The 20231-nt window shown below is 70.8% G+C and carries 17 protein-coding genes; 9 read left to right on the plus strand and 8 right to left on the minus strand.

Annotation, left to right across the window (positions count from 1 at the left end; translation table 11 throughout):
* Positions 1-34 precede the first annotated feature (34 nt).
* From OG589_RS02235 to OG589_RS02255, 5 genes are all read left to right on the plus strand, one after another.
* A complete protein-coding gene (locus OG589_RS02235; protein ID WP_405145674.1) occupies positions 35-1066 on the plus strand; it encodes a hypothetical protein in 1032 nt (343 codons plus the stop codon).
* A 127-nt stretch (positions 1067-1193) separates the two neighbouring features.
* Complete coding sequence (locus tag OG589_RS02240; RefSeq protein ID WP_405145676.1) at positions 1194-1838, plus strand: hypothetical protein; 645 nt, start codon at positions 1194-1196, stop codon at positions 1836-1838.
* Between the two features lie 150 nt (positions 1839-1988).
* Positions 1989-2591: a Maf family protein gene (locus OG589_RS02245; protein ID WP_405145677.1), complete on the plus strand. Its 603-nt coding sequence runs from the start codon at positions 1989-1991 to the stop codon at positions 2589-2591.
* 40 nt (positions 2592-2631) lie between these two features.
* Entirely contained in the window at positions 2632-3432 is an 801-nt protein-coding gene (locus OG589_RS02250; RefSeq protein WP_405145678.1) for an EI24 domain-containing protein, read from the plus strand.
* 228 nt (positions 3433-3660) lie between these two features.
* Positions 3661-4743 carry a DUF4192 domain-containing protein gene (locus OG589_RS02255; RefSeq protein ID WP_405145680.1) on the plus strand — a complete coding sequence of 361 codons (1083 nt, stop codon included), beginning with the start codon at positions 3661-3663 and terminating at the stop codon, positions 4741-4743.
* A 293-nt stretch (positions 4744-5036) separates the two neighbouring features.
* Here the strand turns inward: OG589_RS02255 and OG589_RS02260 are convergent, their stop codons facing one another.
* A complete protein-coding gene (locus OG589_RS02260; protein WP_405145682.1) occupies positions 5037-5381 on the minus strand; it encodes a hypothetical protein in 345 nt (114 codons plus the stop codon).
* 220 nt (positions 5382-5601) lie between these two features.
* On the opposite strand from OG589_RS02260, the gene OG589_RS02265 reads away from it, so the two are divergent.
* Positions 5602-6135 carry a DUF1707 and DUF4870 domain-containing protein gene (locus OG589_RS02265; RefSeq protein ID WP_405145684.1) on the plus strand — a complete coding sequence of 178 codons (534 nt, stop codon included), beginning with the start codon at positions 5602-5604 and terminating at the stop codon, positions 6133-6135.
* 197 nt (positions 6136-6332) lie between these two features.
* Here OG589_RS02265 and OG589_RS02270 read toward each other — a convergent pair whose 3' ends face one another.
* The 5 genes from OG589_RS02270 to OG589_RS02290 form a co-directional block, all read right to left on the minus strand.
* Entirely contained in the window at positions 6333-7124 is a 792-nt protein-coding gene (locus tag OG589_RS02270) for a septal ring lytic transglycosylase RlpA family protein (RefSeq protein WP_405145685.1), read from the minus strand.
* 526 nt (positions 7125-7650) lie between these two features.
* Complete coding sequence (locus OG589_RS02275; RefSeq protein WP_405145687.1) at positions 7651-9189, minus strand: ATP-dependent DNA ligase; 1539 nt, start codon at positions 9187-9189, stop codon at positions 7651-7653.
* A gap of 198 nt (positions 9190-9387) precedes the next feature.
* The gene (locus OG589_RS02280) at positions 9388-9762 is read right to left on the minus strand and encodes an FKBP-type peptidyl-prolyl cis-trans isomerase (protein WP_358556935.1); all 375 of its coding nucleotides are present in this window, start codon (positions 9760-9762) and stop codon (positions 9388-9390) included.
* Positions 9763-10098: 336 nt separating this feature from the next.
* Positions 10099-12009 carry a general stress protein gene (locus OG589_RS02285; protein WP_405145689.1) on the minus strand — a complete coding sequence of 637 codons (1911 nt, stop codon included), beginning with the start codon at positions 12007-12009 and terminating at the stop codon, positions 10099-10101.
* Positions 12010-12520: 511 nt separating this feature from the next.
* Positions 12521-13960: a GuaB1 family IMP dehydrogenase-related protein gene (locus OG589_RS02290; RefSeq protein WP_405145691.1), complete on the minus strand. Its 1440-nt coding sequence runs from the start codon at positions 13958-13960 to the stop codon at positions 12521-12523.
* Between the two features lie 196 nt (positions 13961-14156).
* Here OG589_RS02290 and OG589_RS02295 point away from each other — a divergent pair, with 196 nt between their 5' ends.
* A complete protein-coding gene (locus tag OG589_RS02295) occupies positions 14157-14663 on the plus strand; it encodes a GyrI-like domain-containing protein (protein WP_405145692.1) in 507 nt (168 codons plus the stop codon).
* A gap of 73 nt (positions 14664-14736) precedes the next feature.
* Here OG589_RS02295 and OG589_RS02300 read toward each other — a convergent pair whose 3' ends face one another.
* Positions 14737-15915, minus strand: coding sequence for a CaiB/BaiF CoA transferase family protein (locus OG589_RS02300; RefSeq protein WP_405145693.1), 1179 nt, complete (start codon positions 15913-15915; stop codon positions 14737-14739).
* Positions 15916-16159: 244 nt separating this feature from the next.
* Here OG589_RS02300 and OG589_RS02305 point away from each other — a divergent pair, with 244 nt between their 5' ends.
* Together OG589_RS02305 and OG589_RS02310 are read left to right on the plus strand one after the other, a co-directional pair.
* Entirely contained in the window at positions 16160-17542 is a 1383-nt protein-coding gene (locus OG589_RS02305; protein ID WP_405145694.1) for an FAD-binding oxidoreductase, read from the plus strand.
* Positions 17543-17555: 13 nt separating this feature from the next.
* Entirely contained in the window at positions 17556-18815 is a 1260-nt protein-coding gene (locus OG589_RS02310) for a class I SAM-dependent methyltransferase (protein ID WP_405145695.1), read from the plus strand.
* A 108-nt stretch (positions 18816-18923) separates the two neighbouring features.
* Here OG589_RS02310 and OG589_RS02315 read toward each other — a convergent pair whose 3' ends face one another.
* A complete protein-coding gene (locus OG589_RS02315; RefSeq protein ID WP_405145697.1) occupies positions 18924-20231 on the minus strand; it encodes a M14 family zinc carboxypeptidase in 1308 nt (435 codons plus the stop codon).

A 20231-nucleotide genomic window follows, 5' to 3' on the forward strand; every position in this document is an offset into this window, starting at 1 on the left:
GACGCGCATGGGGGTTTTGCCGTACGCTCCGATCGTGCCAAATGGGGTGGGTGGGAACTACGGGACCAAGGCCGTCCCAACGTACGTAACAGCGGATGCGGAGACCGCACCGCTGCCGAAGATCACGATCGAGGAGCCTCCTCCGCCACCGCCACCGCCCGTCAAGCGCTCCTTGCTCGCAAGGCTGGGCGACCTGCCGATGCGCGTCATCTACCGGGGAGTCGCCGGCGGCCTCGCCGTCGTGGCGGTGGCCGTCGTCTTCTTCGTGACCGGCTGGGGCAAGGGCGAGCCGACGGCCGCGAGACCGGCCGCGGCGGAGCCCCGGGCCACGCTGCCCGCCTCCTCGTCCGGCGCGGTGCCGTCGGTCTCCGAGGAGCCGTCCGCTTCCGGGTCGGCGCTGTCCGTCCCGTCGGTTCCGGGGTCGGCGTCGGAGCCGTCCGAGGTCTCCGCGCAGGGCTCGGCGTCGCCGGTGCCCACACCTGTGCCCACGCCGACGTCCGGCAACAGCGCGCTGGTCACGGCCCAGGCGGATCCGCGCGTCCCCGCGCTGCCCGCCGACCGGAAGCTCGCCGACTTCCGCGGGCACGGCGCCGCCACGAAGGGGCGGGTGAAGGACAAGCGGTCCGGCATCACGTTCGCGCGCTTCGTCAAGGAGTGGAAGCTCACCAAGTCCTCGCCGTTCGCCACCCGGCGCACGCTTCCCGCGGCCAAGGGGGCCGGGCACCGGGCCCTGCTGGCGTCCTGCCCGGTGCCGATCGCGGTCCAGGAGGACCTCAAGGACACCGCCTTCCTCGCGGCGCGCTGGACCCTGAACTACCACCCGGCGGGATCCGAGATCACCTGGACGGCCTCACAGCCGATCAAGGCGGGCGAGCAGAAGGGCTGGCTGCTCGGGTACCGCGTGAGCTACGAGGCCGGTGGGAGGAAGCACGTGTCCAACGCGGCGGTCGCGCTGGTCGAGGTGCCCTCCGCCAAGCCGGCGCTGGTGTTCATCACGATCCCCGACGCCCAGAAGAAGCGCTGGGCCGACATCAACACCCTGATGTCCAGCGTGCGCGCCCTCTAGGGCGGTCTTCCCCGGTAGCCGGTGAGGTCGCGCTCTTCAGGGCGGTCTTCCCGGGTGGCCGGTGAGGCCGTGCACGTGCCGGGATCGGCGGGACCGGGGTTCCATTGGCGGCGATATGGTTCCTGCCATGCCTCCATCAGCCTCCCGGTCTCCTGTAACCGCCGACGACCTCGACCGGGCCGTCCAGCTCGCCGTCGGGCTCCTGCGGCAGGCACCGCCCGCGGCCTGGGACGGCAAGGCCGGCTCCCTGGAGTGGGACTGCTGGGAGACCGTCGAGCACCTCAGCGACGACCTCTTCTCGTACGCCGCCCAGCTGGGCCCGAGGACACCGCCCCTGGACGGCCTCGTGCCCTTCGCGTGGGAGGCTCGCAGGCCCGGAGGCCCCGCGAACGCCATCCACGCCGACCGCGCGGCTGGGCCCGCCGGGCTGCTGCGGGTGCTGGAGGCCAGTGGCGCGCTCCTGGTCGCCATGGTGCGCACGACCCCGCCTGCGGTCCGCGCCCACCACGTCCACGGAGCGTCCGACCCCGAGGGCTTCGCCGCGATGGGCATCGTGGAGACCCTCGTGCACACCCACGACCTGGCCGAGGGGCTCGGGCTCGCCTGGGCCCCGCCGGCCGGCATGTGCTCGCGGGTGCTGGCCCGGCTGTTCCCCGACGCCCCGCTGACGACCGACCCCTGGCCCACCCTGCTGTGGGCCACGGGACGCTCCGAGCTCTCCGGGCACGCGCGTCTGACCACCTGGCGCTGGTACGGAGAACCCCGGTCATAGACCTCCGGGCGCTGTACGGTGCGCGTCGGCCGTAGACCTCCTATGGTGCCCGGGTCATAGGCTTCGGGCCGTGCTCAGGTCGCTTCGACGAGATTCGTGAAGCCCTCCCTGGGGCGTACCGGTCGCCGGGTTACTCTAGGCTCGGATGACATGACCGAGATCGTCCTCGCCTCCTCCTCGCCCGCCCGGCTCGCGCTCCTGCGCAGCGCGGGCCTCGACCCCACCGTCGTCGTCAGCGGTGTCGACGAGGACGCCGTGACCGCCGAGTCGCCCGCGGAGCTCTGCCTCGTCCTGGCCCGCGCCAAGGCGTCGGTCGTGGCGGAGGTCCTCACCGAGGGCCTCGTCATCGGCTGCGACTCGGTCCTGGAGCTCGACGGCCAGGCGTACGGCAAGCCCCGCTCTCCCGAGGAGGCCGTGGAGCGCTGGCGGTCGATGCGCGGCCGTACGGGCAGGCTCCTCACCGGGCACTGCGTGATCGACGCGGGCACGGGCGCCGAGGCCGCGGAGGTCGCGGCGACGGTGGTGCGCTTCGGCGAGCCGAGCGACGAGGAGATCGCCGCCTACGTCGCCAGCGGCGAGCCGCTGCGCGTGGCGGGCGCCTTCACGCTCGACGGCCTCGGCGGCTGGTTCGTCGACGGCATCGAGGGCGACCACGGCAACGTGCTCGGCATCTCGTTGCCCCTGGTCCGCCGCCTGTTCGCCGACCTGGGCGTTCCCGTGACATCCCTCTGGAAACAAGCATCTTTCCACTGATCTTGCGACGATCCTCACGGAAGGCGTTAGCCTGCCGGGCATGAACAGCATGGGCCAGCCCATCCGCCGCGGGATCGGTGGCTTCGCCGACGGGATCAAATACTTCTTCCAGGGGCTCGGCTGGGTCGCCAGGCATCCGCGTCAGTGGCTCTTCGGGCTCATCCCCGCGCTCATCGCGCTGGCCCTCTACATCGTCGCGCTGGTGCTGCTCGGCACCTACGCCGGCGACCTCGCGGCCTGGGCCACCCCGTTCGCGGACGGCTGGAGCGCGGGCGTCCGCGACACCGTGCGCATCCTGCTGGGTGTCGTCGTCTTCGGGCTCGGGCTCGTGCTGGCCGTCATCACCTTCACGGCAGCCACTCTCGTGATCGGCGATCCCTTCTACGAGAAGCTCTCCGAGCGCGTCGAGGAGAGCATGGGCGGGGCGCACACGGGCCCTGACGTCCCGATCTGGCGGTCGATCGTCCGCTCCGTGCGCGACAGCCTCATCACCCTCGCGTACGTGCTGATGTTCACCATCCCGCTGTTCATCCTGGGGTTCGTGCCGGTGGTCGGGCAGACCGTGGTGCCGGTGCTGGGCGCCGCCGTCTCGGGGTTCTTCCTCACCGTGGAGCTGACCACGCTGGCCATGGAGCGCCGGGGCCTCTCGCGCAAGCAGCGCTTCGCCCTGCTCCGCGGGGACAAGTCACCGGCCCTGGGGTTCGGCGTGCTGGTCTTCCTCGTCTTCCTGATCCCCTTCGGGGCCGTCTTCGCCATGCCCGCCGCGGTCGCCGGGGCCACCATCATGGTCCGCGTGCGGCTCGCCCCCCACCACCCGGCCCCCGCCCCGTCCGACCACTGACGCCTGCCTGCGGCGCCTCATCGACGAGGGGAACCGTGTCACGCGCGGGCCTGCCCTGTGGATATCCTCGTGCCGCGCTGACGGGCGTCCTCGGGCGTGTTCTTCCTTTTCAAGCGGTGGACGGCTCGGCCGGCGCGCTCCGATTCGATAGGACGTCCTTGGACGCGGTCTCCACAGAAGCGCGTTCGGCGCCTTCGGCCGGGTGCGAATTCGTGAGGCTTGGCGCTCATGACGTCCTCACCGATTCTCCTCACCTCCCCCGGCGACATCCTCGGGGCCGTGCCCTATCTCCTGGGCTTCCATCCCGCTGACAGCCTCGTCGTCATCGCCTTCGCGGGCAGAGGCGCGCGTGGCAGGCTGCGCGTCACCACGCGGTGGGATCTGCCCTTCCCCTCCGGAGCGATCGAAAGGCTGGTGCCACTGCTCAGGCGCGAGGAGGTCACCCACACGATCCTGGCCGGGTTCGGCGAGGGTGCGCTCGTGACTCCGGCGGTCGACGAGGCCGTGCGGCTGCTCGGCGACGCCGGCATCGAGGTCATAGAGGCTCTCCGCGCCGAGGGTGCGCGTTACTGGTCATATGTCTGCAAGCAGATCCGGTGCTGCCCGCCCGAGGGCCGGCCGTACGACCCGGTGGCCGGCCAGGTCGCGGCGCAGGCCACGCTCGGAGGCCTGGTGGCCCTGCCCGACCGCGAGAGCCTGGAGCGGTCGGTGGCCCCGGCCAGGGGAGCGGCGCGGGTGAGGATGCGCGAGGCGACCCGGCTCGTGGCCGCCGACGTGCGCTCGCGGCTCATCGGCACGCCGAAGCCCGAGGAGGTTCCCGGGGAGTTCGTCGCCGAGGGGCTGGCCCGGGTGCGCCGATCGGTCGAGGGCTTCGGCACGCGGGGGCCGTTGCCCGACCACGAGGCCGCCCGGCTCGGGGTCGACCTCGCGGTGATCCGCATCCGCGACGAGGCGTGGACCCTGATGGCAGACGACACGCAGGACACCCACGTCGCCTTGTGGGCCGACCTCACCCGCAGGCTGGAGCCGCCGTTCGTGCCGCCCGTGGCGTCGCTGCTGAGCGCCGCGGCCTGGCGTCGCGGCGACTGCGCGCTCGCGGGCATCGCCGTCGAGCGGGCGCTCGCGGCCGACCCCTCGTACTCCATGGCGAACCTTCTGGCACAGGGTCTCCAGCAGCTCGTCAGCCCCGAGATCCTCCGCCACCGCATGCCGAGCCCGGAGGAGCTGGACGCGAGCATGGGCCCGCCCCGGATGGAATGGCTCCATCCGATGCTCGGCCTCCTCGACGACCACACCGTCCTCAGCCGCTAGCCGAGCCCATCCCCGGCTCGGCCGCGGCGAAGGTGCGGCCCCAAGGAAACTCCGTCCCGCCGAAGGTTCGGCCCGTGTGGAGCGCCGTCCCGGGGAAGGTTCGGTCCGAGGGGAGCACCGTCTCCCGCCCGAAGGTTCGGTCCGAGGGGAGCTCCGTCGTAGGGGAGGCTCGTTCCCGGAAAGGCTCGGTCGCGGGGAAGGCCCGAATGCGGTGAAGGTGAATGCCGGGTCGCGCGCGCGGTGAAACCCTTGAATCGGTGTCGGGGAATGGCCGGGGCGCGGTAAGGAGTGGCTTACTCCTGCGCCGGGCTGTTCTTGCGGCGCTCGTTGTAGGCGCGCATCCTGCCCGGATAGCCGGTGAGCTGCACGTCATAGACAGGAAGGGCGAGGTTCCTCGCCACCTTGAGGATGACGGCGGGGGAGCCGACCCTCCTGCGGGTCCATTCGCCGTCATGGGCGATGGCGACGGCGGTCGTGTCGGTGGCGAAGGTCTCCGGCTCGACGTAGAACTCCACTCCCCGGCGGGACTTCGCGAAGGCGATCAACGCCTCGATGTCGCCGTCGTTGGCTTCACGGTCGAACCTGACGATACTCCGGCCACGTAGCCGGCGAATTCCATAGCGATCCCGCCATCCCATATCCCTTGTATACCTGGACCGGCCGACAAATGGGCGCCTCGGGGCGAGATCGGGGTCGTGTCGGGGTTGTTCCGGATAGACCAGACTCGCCGTAACTCCAAGAATGAGGTGGACGACCGGTTACGAGGGAAAGGTACGGCCACTGATGGCAGGGGCAGTGAGACCTTCGGCGACACCATCCACCGGAGGGTGGGGGCCAGCGCCTCACCCCCAGCTTCGAGTGACCAACCAAGATCGCGATCAGGTGGTCGAGCACGTCACCGTCGCCTACACGGAAGGCCGCCTCGACAAGGACGAGTTCGACGAGCGGGTGCACCTGGCGATGACGGCGCGCACCCACGCCGATCTCGCGCCGATCATGCACGATCTGTACCCGGTGCGGCCCATGCCGCGCGCGCCGCAGCCGCTTCCCCAGATGGGGCCGCACCACCTGGCGCCGCTCACGGGGGGCGACCGGCTCGGCGCCGCCGCCGCGCACCTGCTCCCGCTCTTCGGCCTGTTCTTCGTCGGCCCCCTGATCATGCTGCTGACCGGCGGAAGAACCTCCTCGTACATCCGTCAGCATGCGGTGGAGTCGCTGAACTTCCACCTGACCCTGCTGGGGGCCACCATAGCGTTGCCCTTCACCGTCATCGGCGTCGTCCTCATCCCGTTCATGTGGATCGCCGCGTTCGTGCTCGGCATCGCCGGCGCGGTGTCCGCGATCAGCGACACCCACTTCCGCTACCCGCTGACCCTCCGCCCGATCAAGTAACCCACCGCGGTCCGCGCAGGTCCCCCTCGGGCCGCGCAGCTCCATTCCGATGCGCCGGTGCGCCTCGGGCCGCGCAGGTCCATTCCGATGTGCGCCGGTCCGCCTCGGGCCGCGGTGGTCCACTCCAACGTGCGCCGGTCCCCGCTGGTCCGCGACGTCGTGAGTTGGGGTGCGTTGGTGCGCCGGGGAGGCGGCTTCTAGCGAGCCAGTACGTCGTACTTCACGGTCATGGCGCCGGTGGAGAGGCTGCCGATGGCGTCGAAGGCGGCTCGTGACAGGTCCAGGCAGCGGCCACTGATGAAGGGGCCACGGTCGTTGATGCGGACGGTCACGGTCCTGCCGTTCCGGGGGTTGGTCACGCGCACCTTGCTGCCCATGGCGAGGGTCTTGTGGGCCGCCGTCATCGCGTTCGGGTTGAAGCGCTCACCGCTGGCCGTCATCTGGCCCTCGTCGTAGTACGAGGCTCCGCAACGGCCCGACGAGATCACCTTGGTCTTGGCCGTGGCCTTCTTCGCGGCCTTCGCCGGTTTGGCCGCCTTCGGGGGCTCGGCGGGATCTTCCGAGGATTTCGCGCGGGGGGAGTCGGCCGACGGGCTGGACAGCGGTCCTGGCGCGCTCTGCGGGGCCGGCGGGGTCGCGGGGGAAGCAGGACCCGAGGAGCCCGAGGAGTTCGCCGGAGCGAAGGGGTCCCATGGGCTGACCGCGTCACTCGCGGTGTCGGTCGTGCTGTCGGTCGCGACGACCCTTGTGGTGTCGCTCGGGGTGTTCGCGACAGGTGCGGTGGTGATCGTACGACGGGCCGTGCCGAGACCGGCGGCGGCGGTCACCAGGGCGTCATCGCCGTCGTCCACGACGATCCAGGCGCTCGCGGAAGCGGCGGCGACCACGGCGGTGACGGCGACGGCGGAGAGCAGGTGCCGCCTGGCACCGGCCTTGAGCAGGGGAGCTGTCTTCTCGTACCAACGGGTGGGGGAGGCGTGCAGGCCCAAGGGAACCACGGTCCTAGATAGGGGGCAAGGACACGGGACGGCGCGAGCGGACGAGCTTGGGGGAGTCACCAAGCCGGCTGCCCGCTGGTCGTCCCATCTACGCATTAGGTGCCAAATCGCCCATTGCGCAATGTCCAGCACCATAACGGACAAACAGCAAGTAAAGGCAGTCAAAGGCCACGCAAAGTGACGCAAGTCACATCCTGCGTGATCAGCTGCCCGGCAGCGGTCCCTCGGTCGGCGAGCGGAGGACTCCGGCGACTTCCATCTGGACGCGGAACACGTGGTCAAGCCCGTTGGCCGTGAGGCCGTTCGCCCGGTCCTGGGCGGGTGGGAGTGGCCGGCCGCTCCACCGGTGCGAAAGGGCGAAATGGCGGAAGGGCGAGCATCGATAGGCCTGAGGGAGCGGCCGACAGGTTCGCCGGTGCTGGGAACGGTCGGAGGCGAGTGCCGACGGCCGGGTCAGGATGGCCGGTCGGTTCGTGGGTGAGGCAGGGTGGTGCGGTGGTGATCGACGGTGGGTCGGTCAGAAGAGGAGTTCGCGGACGGAGTCCACGGTGTCGGCCTCTTCGGGGCGCTTGTCGGGGCGGTAGCGCAGTACGCGGGCGAACCTCAGTGCCACGCCGCCCGGGTAGCGCGGGGACCGCTGAACCCCGTCGAAGGCCACCTCGACCACCATCTCGGGCCGTACCGTGACCACCCACTCGTCGCTCGGGCCCTCGGCCAGCGCGAGGAACCGCTCGGTCTGCCAGGCCAGAAGCTCGTCGGTGAGGCCCTTGAACGTCTTGCCCAGCATCACGAAGTCGCCCGACCGCGGGTCCCTCGCGCCGAGGTGCAGGTTCGACAGCTTGCCCTGGCGCCGTCCGTGCCCCCACTCGGCGGCCAGTACGACGAGATCGAGGGTGTGACGGGGCTTCACCTTGATCCAGCCCGCTCCTCGCCGTCCGGCGGCGTACGGAGTGGCGGGGGACTTCACCACCACGCCCTCGTGCCCCTGCCTGAGGACGTCGGCGAAGAAGGACATGCCCTCCTCGGGGTCGGCGGTGACCAGGCGTGGTGTCAGCAGCTCGCTCGGCACGGCGCGCGCCAGCGCCGCGTGCCGCTCGTAGTCGGGAAGGTCGAGCAGGTCCTCACCGCCGGCGCGCAGCGCGTCGAAGAAGAACACGCTCAACGGTGTCGTCTCGCGCAGCCGGGCGATATCGGTCTTGCTGGCCACCCGGCTCGCGGTCACCTGGAAGGGCTCGGGCCTGCCGTCGGGCCGCAGAGCGATCACCTCGCCGTCGAGCACCAGGTCGTCGCCGGGTAGGGCGAGCACGGCCTCGACGAGTTCCGGGACCTGGGCCGTGATGTCGTCCAGGGTCCGCGTGAACACCCTGACCTCGGAGCCGGAGCGGTGCGCCTGCACGCGGACGCCGTCGAGCTTCCACTCGAGGGCCGCGGGGCCGCCGCCCAGCTTCGCGAGGGCCGCCGTCACGTTCGGGGCACTCTGGGCGAGCATGGGGGAGACGGGCCGGCCGACCTCCAGGTGGAACGAGCGCAGGGCTTCGACGCCGCCGGTCAGAGCCGCGGCGCCCACCGCGGGCAGCCAGCCGCGCAGCGTAAGCGCACGCCGCACCTCGGCGGCGGGAGTGCCCGCCGCCTTGGCGACCGCCTCGATCATGACCCCGTTCAACGCGCCCTGGCGAAGCTCGCCGCCTAGCAGGCGGAGAAGGAACGACTGCTCCTGGCGGGTCACCGACCGGAACAGCTGGTCCACCAGTTGCTTCCTGGCTGCTTGGGAACCCGTCCCGACCTGGGACTTTATGCGGCTGAGGAGATCGTCGACCTCGCTGAGGCTGGCGCTGGCGATCTGGCGGGGGTCGGGAAGATCTTGGAGGCCGCGCCAGCCGACGCCGATCTGCCGTTGTGGAAGCTCACCGGAGAGATACGCGACGGCGATCTCGGCTTCCTCCGGCTGGACCCTGCTCAGCAACTCGGCCAGATGCCGGATCTTGGCGAGCCGGGCGGAGTCCGCCGCGACGGCAGCCGAGGTGCGCGCGAGGTCGATGAGCAACACAGGTCTCATCGTGCCAGTTCAGCCGAGGGGACGCTCCCGCAGGTCGCGATATAGCCGAGATAAGCCACGAACCTTGCCGAACCCCCGCAGAGGGACGCCGTGGGAGCCGCCGGGCCGGAGGGCTCGCGGTGCGGTGCGAGCCGGTGGGACCGAAGGCTTCCACGGCGTGAGTCAGGGCTGGTGGGACCCCGGTTGGCGGGCGAGCGGTCAGCTCACGCCGAGGAGGTCGACCACGAAGATCAGCGTCTCACCCGGCTTGATGGCGTTGCCCGCCCCGCGGTTGCCATAGCCGAGGTGGGGCGGGATCGTGAGCCGGCGACGCCCGCCGACGCGCATCCCCGCGACACCCTGGTCCCAGCCGGCGATGACGCGACCGGCGCCGAGCGGGAACTGGAAGGAGTCTCCGCGGTTCCAGGACGCGTCGAACTCCTCACCGGTGGAGAACGCGACGCCGACGTAGTGCACGTTCACCATGTGCCCCGCCTTGGCCTCCTCACCGTCTCCCACGGTGATGTCAACGATCTCGAGATCCGCCGGCGCGTCGCCCTCCGGAAAGTCGATCTCGGGCTTCTCGAGTGCCACGTGTTCTCCTTGATTAGAATGCGCGCCCCCGATGTGGCATGGAGCGCGCCTGGACTAGGCGTCGACCGCCTTCCGGCCGACCGAACGACTCTACGGGGTCCCGGCGGCGAACGGGCGGCGAGGGCCCATTCTGCGATCACTCAAGGAAGCGAGTGCCGGAAGGGCCCTTCCGCCCCTGGGACCATCGCGTCCCGGTGGATTCCCGCACGGTCCCATCCCCGCGAGCCGTCCCTGTGAGCCATCCCCATTGTTCCAGGCCGGGCCGTACGACCGGCCTCACGGCACCGGGTCAGACGCGCGCTACGGGGTCAGACGCGGGGGCCGCTGTTCGTGGGGTCAGGATTTGGGAGACAGGTCGTCGCCGCCGGCCGCCGGAGCCGAACCGGCGGGCTCGACCGTGGATGCTCCCTGGGTGGCGCTTCCGCCCGTGGACGTCTCAGGCGTGGCGGGTTCGGCCGTGGGCGGTTCCGGGGTGACGGTTCCGGCGGTGGGTGCCCCCGGTGTGGCGGGCTTGGCCTTGGCGGACCGGGTCGTCGTCGTGCGCCTCGCACGGGCGGGCTTGGCCGGCGCGGTCTTGGGAGTCTCTCCAGCCGGAACGGCTGCTTCGGACGCTCCTGCCGCGCTGGCTTCGGACGCTCCTGCCGCGTTGGCTTCGGGGGCTACCGCCGCACCGGCCCCGGTCGCGGTCGAATCGGCTCCGGAGGCCGCCGGTTCGGTCAGTGGGGCGTCAGAGGGCGCGCTCTCCGGCGACTCTGAAGGCACGACCTTTGGCTTGGTCGAACGCGTGGTCTTGCGCGGGGTGGTCGAAGGCTTGGCCGCCCTGGACGTGGCCGCCTTGGGCTTCGCCCTGGTTCGCGGGCTCGCGGGGGCGGGGTCCGGGTCCAGACTCGGGTCCGCGGGGGTGGCGCCGGCACTCGCGTCGTCGGGCGTGGAAGTGGTGCTGGCGGTCGCGTCGTCGGGCGTGGAAGTGGTGTTGGCGGTCGCGCCGTCGGGCGTGGAAGTGGTGCTGGCGGTCGCACCGTCGGGAGTGGAAGGTGCGGGCTCGCTCTCGACCGGCGGGCTCACCGGGTCGGACTCCACGGGCTTGAGGCGGGCCGTCGCCCCGTCCGGGATGGAGAGCGGCGACTCGCTTTCCGCTGCCGAGGGACCGGAGGCGGAGGACTCCACGGACGAAGGTGCGGAGGGCTCGGGGGTGAGGAAGTCGGGTGCGGAGGGTGCCGTGGCGGCTCGTACGGTCGACAGCGGGATGGCGATGGTGGCCTCCTCCATCGCCTCGGCCCGCGTGGACGCCGGACGGGCGGAGCCGGCGGGCGAAGGCATGGTGACGGCGTGCTCGCCGGCCGAGGAGGGCATGGTGACGGCCTCTTCGGCGGAGGACGGCGTCCTGGCGGCGTGCTCGGCCGAGGTCGGCATGGTCACGGCGTGCTCGTCCGGCGAAGGCGTCTCACTGGTGGACCCGGTCGCGGACGCGCCGGCGGACGAGGCGCCGGCGGCGTGGATGTCTCCGGACGTGCCCTGGGTGTCGCCGGAGCCGGAGGCCGAGGTGGACGGCGAGGGGGAAGCGGAGAAGGCAGAGCTGGAGGGGGAGGCGGAGGAACCGGAGGGGGAAGCCGAGGAGGCGGGGCTGGAAGGGGAAACGGAAGTAGCGGGGGAAGCGGGCGTGGACGGGGAAGCCGAGGAGGCGGACCTGGAGGGAGAGGCTTGGCCACGGAGGGTGGGGGGAGGGGTGCTTGACCGGGGGCGTTCGACCACGACCGTGTCGGCGGGACGGGTGCCGCCTTCGAGCACGGCCAGGGCCTCCTCCAGCGCGGCGGAGGGCACCAGGACGTCGTACCGGCCGGCCACGATCACGCTACGCGAGGTGAAGTCGCGGGTGCCGCCCTTGAACGCGTGGCTGGCGAACCCGAACGCCGCGCCCATCACCGCGCCCCACAGCACCGCCCAGACGGCGAGCGCGAAGAACGAGGCGGTGGTCGTGGTGAACAGCCCGAGGAACAGGCCCACGACGAGCCCGAACACCGCGCCGCTGACGGCCCCGGAGATGGCTGCGCGGGCGTTGGTCAGCCGTCCGGTGACCGTCTCCTCAAGGCGCAGGTCGCTCCCGACGATGGCGACGTTCTGTACCGGGTATCCGGAGTCGGAAAGAGAGTCGACGGCACGCTGAGCGGCCGGGTAATTGTCATAGCTGACCAGGATTCGCCGATCAGCGGCGAGAGGTGAGGCCAGTCCGGGGGACGAACCGATCATGGGGGGATTCCGCCTTCGCGGTCAGGGGGTTCATTTGCGGCTCCGCACTACCCGAAGGAGGCGGGTTGTCACCAGCTCCGCTGCGGCGACATGCCGCAAGAAGCCGGGTTGTCGCCAATTCTGGGGTAGTGACACCCCTTGAGGTGACTTGTCAGCAGTTCTAGTGCAACGGCATGCCCTGCGCAGACGGCTTCCCGTGAATTCACAGTGACATACGACGCGCCACCGGCCTGGAGCGCGACCTCCCTTGAGGACGGCCCAGTCACTGAACTGGGCCGTCGGCGGTTCGTACGGTCGTTACTTCGGTAGTGGGTTCCGATCAAGGGCCGCGACGATGGGGCTCGTCGCTGACGTTGGCGCAGTCCGTTCCGATGGAGTCGGACTGACCTGGGAGGCGACACCTGGTCGGGGGCGCGGCGGCAGTCACCAGGTCTGGTGTGGTGGCCCTGAGCTGGGCTGCCGCCGGCGTCGGGGGTTGTCGGTAGGTCAGGTGTGTCGGGGGTGGGGAGGGTCACCAGCTTTGGTGGAGGGGCATGCCTTCGGAGTAGCCGGAGGAGCTCTGGATGCCGACGACCGCGCGCTCGTGGAACTCCTCCAGGGTGGTGGCGCCGGAGTAGGTGAGCGACGAGCGGAGACCCGCGACGATGGCGTCGATCTGGTCCTCGACGCTCGGCCTGGCCGGGTCGAGGTACATGCGCGAGGTCGAGATGCCCTCCTCGAACAGCGCCTTGCGAGCCCGCTCGAAGGGTGTGTCCTCGGCGGTGCGCAGCCGTACGGCCCTCGCGGAGGCCATGCCGAAGTTCTCCTTGTACCGGCGCCCGTTGGCGTCGGTGTGTGCGTCGCCCGGCGACTCGTACGTGCCGGCGAACCAGGACCCGATCATGACGTTGGACGCGCCCGCCGCCAGGGCCAGGGCCACGTCGCGGGGGTGGCGCACGCCGCCGTCGGCCCACACGTGCCTGCCGAGGCCCCGGGCCTCGGCCGCGCATTCGAGGACGGCGGAGAACTGCGGCCGTCCGACGCCGGTCATCATCCTGGTGGTGCACATGGCGCCCGGCCCGACCCCGACCTTGACGATGTCGGCGCCCGCCTCGACCAGGTCGCGCACCCCGGCGGCGGTCACGACGTTCCCGGCGGCCACGGGGACGCCCGGCGAAAGGGCCCGCACGGCCGACAGCACGGAGAGCATCTTCTCCTGGTGGCCGTGCGCGGTGTCGACGACCAGGCAGTCGACTCCGGCGTCCAGGAGCTCCTTGGCCTTGGCGGCGACGTCACCGTTGATGCCGACGGCGGCGGCGATCCGCAGCCGGCCCCCGGCGTCCACGGCGGGGTCGTACAGCGTGGCGCGCAGCGCGCCGGTGCGGGTGAGGACCCCGACCAGCCGCCCGTCGCCGTCCACGACGGGGGCGAGGCGGTGCCGCCCAGTGTGCAGCATGTCGAACGCCGCGCGAGGATCGGTGCCCGCGGGGATGGTCATGGGCGAGACCGACATCACCTGGGAGAGCTGGGTGAACATGTCGACCCCGTGGCAGTCGGCATCGGTGACGACGCCGATCGGGCGGTTCTCCCAGTCGACCACGATGACGGCCCCGTGCGCCCGCTTGGGCAGGAGGTTCAGCGCCTCTCCGACGGTCTCGTGCGGGGTGAGCGTGATCGGGGTGTCGTGGACGAGGTCGCGCTTCTTGACCCAGTCGACCACCTCGGCGACGACGTCGAAGGGAATGTCCTGCGGGATGACGGTGATGCCCCCGCGCCTGGAGATCGTCTCGGCCATGCGGCGGCCGGCCACCGCGGTCATGTTCGCGACCACGATGGGGATGGTGGTGCCCGTGCCGTCGCCGGTCGAGAGGTCCACGGTGAGTCGTGACCCGACGGCCGACCGCGTCGGGACCATGAACACGTCGCTGTAGGTCAGGTCGAAGATCGGCGCCTGATCGTTGAGGAATCGCACGTTGGTTCAGCCTATGCGATTCATGGGGAACAATGGGATTCCCCAGCTCAGCTGGGTGATATGTCCTTGGTTGAGCTCATCGGCCACCCCTTCCGATACCTCTGTGCGCGATGATCGAGACGGCGATCGTCCGGTCCGGATACATTGACGGCGCGATCGAGTCAAGCGGACGGGTGGCCCTGGAGTTGGAGGCGCTATGATCATCGTTGCACGGCCCGAGGTGCTCGTCGTCGGCTACGCCGTGCGCACCAACAACGCCGACGAGGCCGATCCGTCGCGGGCGCAGCTGCCGGGCCTCTGGGCGCGGGCAGGAGCGCCGGGCGCCTTCGCGCACGTGCCCGGGCGCGTCGACGAGAACCTCTACGCCGTCCTGATCGACTACGAGAGCGGTCAGCAGGGGGCCTACACGCAGATCGTCGGAGTGGCGATCCGCACGGCGGCGGGGCTGCCCGAGGGCATGGTGGCGGTGCGCGTTCCCGCGGTGCAGTCGCTCAAGGTCGAGGCGCACGGCCCGATGCCGCAGGCGTTGATCGAGGCGTGGCAGCAGGTGTGGCGGCACACCGAGGGGGGCGGGCTCCCGGCGCGGGCCTTCACCACCGACCTGGAGGTCCACCACCGGGCGGGAGTCGATCTCTACCTCGCCGTCCTCCCCGGCCACAACTCCATCCCGGCCGGTCACGGCAGGGAGCGTGCCCAGGCATAGGCGTACCGCCGCGGCCCCGGGGCCACCGGGGTCGATTCCAGGACCGCAGCGGGTCGCCGGGGGGCGAACAGCGTCAGGCAAGGACTCCGGCCTCGCGCAGTGCCTTGGCACGCTCGTCCGGCAGACCCCACGCCGACAGGTGGTGCAGACGGGTCGCCTGGGCGAGGTCGCCCCGGCCGCTGCCGAGCAGCCGTGGCGCGGGCACGGGCTGGGTGACGCCGCCGACCTCGACGAACGTGCCCCTCGCGGTGTTGTGCGGGTGCCGGGCCGCCTCGTCCATGTCGAGAACGGGCGAGACACACGCGTCCGAGCCGTCGAAGATCTCCTCCCACTCGGCGCGCGTCCTGGACTTGAACGCCGCCGCGAGCCGCTCGCGGATCTCCGGCCAGTTGGCGCGGTCGTCGCGGCTCGGCAGGTCGCCGAGGCCCGTCCTGCTCACCAGCTCGTCCCAGAACGCGGGCTCCAGCGAGCCGACCGCCACATGCCGCCCGTCGGCGGTCTCGTACGTGTCGTACATCGGCGCGCCCGTGTCGAGCAGGTTGGTGCCGCGCGGGCCCCACAGGCCCGCCTGGGCGCTGTGGTAGAACATCGCGAACAGGATGGCCGCGCCGTCGACCATCGCGGCGTCGATCACCTGGCCCCGGCCGGTGCGCTCGCGCTCGAACAGGGCGAGCAGCACTCCGTAGGCCAGCATCAGCCCGCCGCCCGCGAAGTCCCCGAGGATGTTGATCGGGGGAGTGGGCTTGCCGCCTTCGCGCCCGAGCATCGACAGGGTGCCGGCGATCGCGATGTAGTCGATGTCGTGCCCGGCGGTCGTCGCGAGCGGGCCGTCCTGGCCCCAGCCGGTCATCCGGCCGTAGACGAGCCGCTCGTTGACGGCCAGCAGGTCTTCGGGCCCGATGCCGAGCCGCTCGGCGACCCCGGGGCGGAACACCTCGATGACCACGTCGGCGCCCGCGGCCAGCTCCTTGAACGCCGCGACGCCCTCGGGCGACTTCAGGTCGAGGCCGATGGTGCGCTTGCCGCGGTCCATGACGTCCGTGCGGGGACGGTCGCCCGATCTGGCCACGGTGGCGACCCGGTCGACCCGCAGGACCTCGGCGCCGTGGTCGGCGAGCATCATGCCGGCGAAGGGCCCCGGCGCGAGGCCGGCCAGCTCCAGCACGCGCACCCCGGCCAGCGGACCTGGGCTCGCGCCGCCTTCGCGCGGCCTGACGTGCTCTTTCGGGTGCGAGTCGCCGTTCTGGCTCATTGCTGACTCCTCAGGTGCGATGCCGACGATAGACGGCGCCGTGCGGCTGAAGCAAACGCTTGGTATCGTGCGGTCGAGGTGGCTCCCGATCATCCGCGGCACGACGCTAACCCCTGTGTGGCCGCGCTTCGGAGGGGGGTCCTGAGTTTGCGCGGGTTTAACGTGTCTACTCTGGTCGGTGGTCATCTCAGGAGATAGCGTTCTAGCGACGATCTCCACACACTTAGTTCTAGGGGGTGGTGGCATGCCAGATCGCACGGTGAGGACAACCGCCCAGATGACAGCCCACCGCAGGGCCGTCGAGCAGATCAGGGAGTCCTACACCGCCCTCCCGGAGGGGGCCTCCCCGCGGCTGTCGAAGCCGACCACGAACCTGTTCCGCTTCCGCGAGCCAGGCAAGGCGGCCAAGCTTTCCGCGCGCGATCTCGACAAGGTCATCCAGGTCGACCCGGAGACCAGGACCGCCGAGGTCCAGGGTATGACGACCTACGAGCGCCTCGTGGACGCCACGCTGCCGTCCGGTCTCATGCCGTATGTCGTGCCGCAGCTGAAGACGATCACTCTGGGCGGGGCCGTGACCGGGCTCGGCATCGAGTCGACGAGCTTCAAGCACGGGCTGCCGCACGAGTCGGTCGAGGAGATGGAGATCCTGACCGGCGACGGCCGCATCGTGGTCGCCAGGGCGGACAACGAGCACAGCGATCTGTTCAAGGCCTTCCCGAACTCCTACGGCACGCTCGGCTACGCCCTGCGGCTGCGCATCAAGCTGCTGCCGGTCCAGCCCTTCGTGCGGCTGACGCACATCCCTTTCTCCGACGCCCACAAGTGCATGCTGGCGATGCAGGAGATCTGCGAGAGCGGGGAGTACGACGGGGAGAAGGTCGATTTCATCGACGGCACGTTCTTCGAGCCGGGCGAGATGTACATCACCGTGGGGCAGTTCGCCGAGCGCGCGCCGTACGCCTCCGACTACACCGGCATGCGCATCTACTACCAGTCGATCCGCACCCGCACCCGCGACTGGCTGACCGTCCGCGACTACCTCTGGCGCTGGGACACCGACTGGTTCTGGTGCTCGCGCGCCTTCGGGGTGCAGCAGCCGCTGGTCCGCTCGCTGATGCCGAGGCGCTGGCTGCGGTCCGACGTCTATCGCAGGCTGGTCGGGCTCGACCAGAAGTACGGCGTGACGGCCCGCATCGACCGCTGGCGCGACAACCCCGTGCACGAGTCGGTCATCCAGGACGTCGAGGTGCCCGTCGAGAGGGGTGCCGACTTCCTGGAGTTCTTCCACGACAAGGTCGGCATGACGCCCGTCTGGATGTGCCCGCTGAAGGCCACGGGGGAGTGGCCGGTCTACCCGCTTGAGCCGGGAAAGCTCTACGTGAACTTCGGATTCTGGGGCATGGTCGCCCTGCCGCGCGGACAGTTCGACGGTTACCACAACCGCCTCATCGAGAACTCCGTGCACGAGCTCGGCGGCCACAAGTCCCTGTATTCGACATCTTTTTACCCCCGTGAGGAGTTCTGGCGTCTCTACAACGGTGACGCTTACTGGCCGGTCAAACGGGCGTACGACCCCGGAGGGCGGCTGCTCGACCTCTATGACAAGTGCGTACGGGGGCGTTGAGGAGGTTGGTTCGATGAGACTCGCCCAGATCTTCGAGAAGATCGTTGGGTCGGACGCGAACGTCGAGTTCGCCGCGTACGACGGGAGCAAGGCCGGACCGTCGGACGCCGCCGTCCGCATCGAGGTGAAGTCCCCGATAGCGGTGGCATACCTGGCACAGTCTCCGGGGGAGATGGGGCTCGCGCGCGCCTACATCGCAGGCCATATCGACGTGCACGGTGACATGTACACCCTGCTCTCCGAGATGGCGCAGATCACCCTGAACGACATGCCGATGAAGGAGAAGATCTCCGTCGCGCGGTCGCTCGGGATGAAGCCGCTGCTGATGCGGGTGCCCCTGCCGCCGCAGGAGGTGCGACAGAGCGCCCTGGCACGGCTCGGCAGCCGTCATGCCAAGCAGCGTGACGCCGAGGCGATCCACCATCACTACGACGTCTCCAACCGGTTCTACGAGTGGGTGCTCGGGCCTTCGATGGCCTACACCTGCGCCGTGTTCCCGGAGGACGGCTCGTCACTGGAGGAGGCGCAGTACGCCAAGTTCGACCTCGTCGCCAGGAAGCTCGACCTCAAGCCGGGCATGCGCCTGCTCGACGTCGGCTGCGGGTGGGGCGGCATGGTCATGCACGCGGCCGAGCACTACGGCGTGAAGGTCCTCGGAGTCACGCTGTCGCGCCAGCAGGCCGAGTGGGCCCAGAAGGCCATCGCCGAGGCCGGGCTGTCCGAGCTGGCGGAGGTCCGCCACCTCGACTACCGCGACGTCGCCGAGGGCGACTTCGACGCGGTCAGCTCGATCGGCCTCACCGAGCACATCGGCAAGGACCAGCTCCCCGGCTACTTCAAGTTCCTGTACGACAAGCTCAAGCCGGGCGGGCGCCTGCTCAACCACTGCATCACCCGGCCCACCGGCACGGAGCGCACGATCAACAAGGGCGGCTTCATCAACCGCTACGTGTTCCCCGACGGCGAGCTGGAGTCCGTGGGCCACCTCGTCCGCCAGATGGAGGACATCGGGTACGAGATCCGGCACGAGGAGAACCTCCGGGAGCACTACGCCAGGACCCTGGAGAAGTGGTGCGCCAACCTCGACGCCCACTGGGACGAGGCGGTCGCCGAGGTCGGCCAGGGCACGGCGCGGGTCTGGCGGCTCTACATGGCCGGCTGCGTCGTCGGCTTCGAGCGCAACAAGGTCCAGCTCCACCAGGTGCTCGGCGTCAAGCTCGGCGAGGGAGGCGAGTCGGGCGTCCCGCTGCGCCCCTCGCTCGACTGGCCGTGACCGAGCGCTCGACCGGCCGGCGCGGCCGCTGACCGGCACCCCGCACGCCGTACGAACGATCCGGCGCCCCGCCTCCACCAGGCGGGGCGCCGGCCTCGTTACGGGCGCTCAGCCGCGCGCGTGCTCGGCGGCGACCAGGGCGGCGGCGAGCTGGACGGCGACCAGCGTGCGGATGGCGAGCGGCCGGCCGGGGGACTCGGCCGCCGCCTCGTCGCACCACCCCTCGAACAGCTCGCCCAGCCGGGCCCGCTGCGCGCGGATGGCGGGAGTGAGGTTCCCCGCGGCGCACTCGGCGTCCAGCATGCGGCAGAAGGTGCCCGCGAAGCGCAGCCGGCGCATGTGGAGCGTCTGCCGGTTGCCGAACTGCTCCGCCACGGTCGCGGGACGGTCCGCTCCGGGGTGGTCCTCCCACTCGTCGGCGAACTTCCGGTACGTGACGAACATGTCCTCGGCCGAGCGGCGGAACGGCGAGTGGACGGTCAAATCGCGCCGCACCCCCTCCATGGCCGCCAGCAGTAGGTCGATCAGCTCGCGCTGGGCGGCCAGCCCCGTCTTGACCACATCGCCGTACGAGGTGGTGGTCGGGGTCGCGTCGGAGATCCGCTCGTCGGCCCAGTAGGGCAGCTCGGTGATCAGGTGGAGGGAGCCGAACCTCGCCGCGTAGTCCGCGCTGCCGCCGCCGGCGCCGAAGACCTTCGCCTGCCGCGTGCCGCCCGGGGTGAGGTACACGGCCGGGGCGAGCGTAGTGGCGCCGGGCAGCTCGGGCTCGCCGTGGTGCAGCGGGATGCCCGCCAAGGCCGGCAGCTCGGTGAGCCGGGCCGCGAGGACGGGGTCGTGGCGGTTGAGGTAGTAGTAGGCGCCGCTGTACTCCCCGTTGTGCAGGGAGTACACGAAGGCGGGCCGCGCCTCGTCCATGAGCCGCATCAGCGCCTCGGTCTCCGGCAGGGCGCGGTCGAAGGTGTAGCCGTCGCCGCTGAGCGGGAACGTCCACTCGACCTGGTCGTTCCAGGCCGGGCGGTAGAAGTGGCGGGCGTAGTGGCGGCGGTCGCCCGGGCGGGCGTACCAGCCCTCGTTCAGCCGCGCCCCGTCGGGATCCACGCAGGGGATCAGGTGCCAGCGGTACCCCAGCCCGTCCCGCAGCCCGGCGTCCTCGCACAGCAGCCGGATGAGCCGGCTGACCGTGAGCGCGCCGATCGGCTCGTTGGGGTGGGGCCCGCCGATGATCACGGCGTCGCGGTCGCCGGTGCCCACGGTGAGCGCCCGGAGCGGCTCCCCCAGGCGGGAGGTGCCGATCCGGCGCAGGCTCACGAGGCCGGGGTGGAGCCTGGCGAACTCGTCCAGCTCGGCGTGCATCTCGTCCACGCTGGGGAACCTGTCGAAGTCCGGGACCCGTCGCATCAGCTCGCGCACGTCCAT

The sequence above is a fragment of the Sphaerisporangium sp. NBC_01403 genome (genome assembly GCF_045040145.1).
GTDB lineage: Bacteria > Actinomycetota > Actinomycetes > Streptosporangiales > Streptosporangiaceae > Sphaerisporangium > Sphaerisporangium viridialbum.

Bases quoted from the DNA above. Each gene is read 5' to 3' on its own strand.
- OG589_RS02240 (WP_405145676.1), top strand. From the start codon at position 1,194: ATGCCTCCATCAGCCTCCCGGTCTCCTGTAACCGCCGACGACCTCGAC.
- OG589_RS02245 (WP_405145677.1), top strand. From the start codon at position 1,989: ATGACCGAGATCGTCCTCGCCTCCTCCTCGCCCGCCCGGCTCGCGCTC.
- OG589_RS02250 (WP_405145678.1), top strand. From the start codon at position 2,632: ATGAACAGCATGGGCCAGCCCATCCGCCGCGGGATCGGTGGCTTCGCC.
- OG589_RS02255 (WP_405145680.1), top strand. From the start codon at position 3,661: ATGACGTCCTCACCGATTCTCCTCACCTCCCCCGGCGACATCCTCGGG.
- OG589_RS02260 (WP_405145682.1), bottom strand. From the start codon at position 5,381: ATGGGATGGCGGGATCGCTATGGAATTCGCCGGCTACGTGGCCGGAGT.
- OG589_RS02275 (WP_405145687.1), bottom strand. From the start codon at position 9,189: ATGAGACCTGTGTTGCTCATCGACCTCGCGCGCACCTCGGCTGCCGTC.
- OG589_RS02285 (WP_405145689.1), bottom strand. From the start codon at position 12,009: ATGATCGGTTCGTCCCCCGGACTGGCCTCACCTCTCGCCGCTGATCGG.
- OG589_RS02295 (WP_405145692.1), top strand. From the start codon at position 14,157: ATGATCATCGTTGCACGGCCCGAGGTGCTCGTCGTCGGCTACGCCGTG.
- OG589_RS02300 (WP_405145693.1), bottom strand. From the start codon at position 15,915: ATGAGCCAGAACGGCGACTCGCACCCGAAAGAGCACGTCAGGCCGCGC.
- OG589_RS02305 (WP_405145694.1), top strand. From the start codon at position 16,160: ATGCCAGATCGCACGGTGAGGACAACCGCCCAGATGACAGCCCACCGC.
- OG589_RS02310 (WP_405145695.1), top strand. From the start codon at position 17,556: ATGAGACTCGCCCAGATCTTCGAGAAGATCGTTGGGTCGGACGCGAAC.
- OG589_RS02315 (WP_405145697.1), bottom strand. From the start codon at position 20,231: ATGGACGTGCGCGAGCTGATGCGACGGGTCCCGGACTTCGACAGGTTC.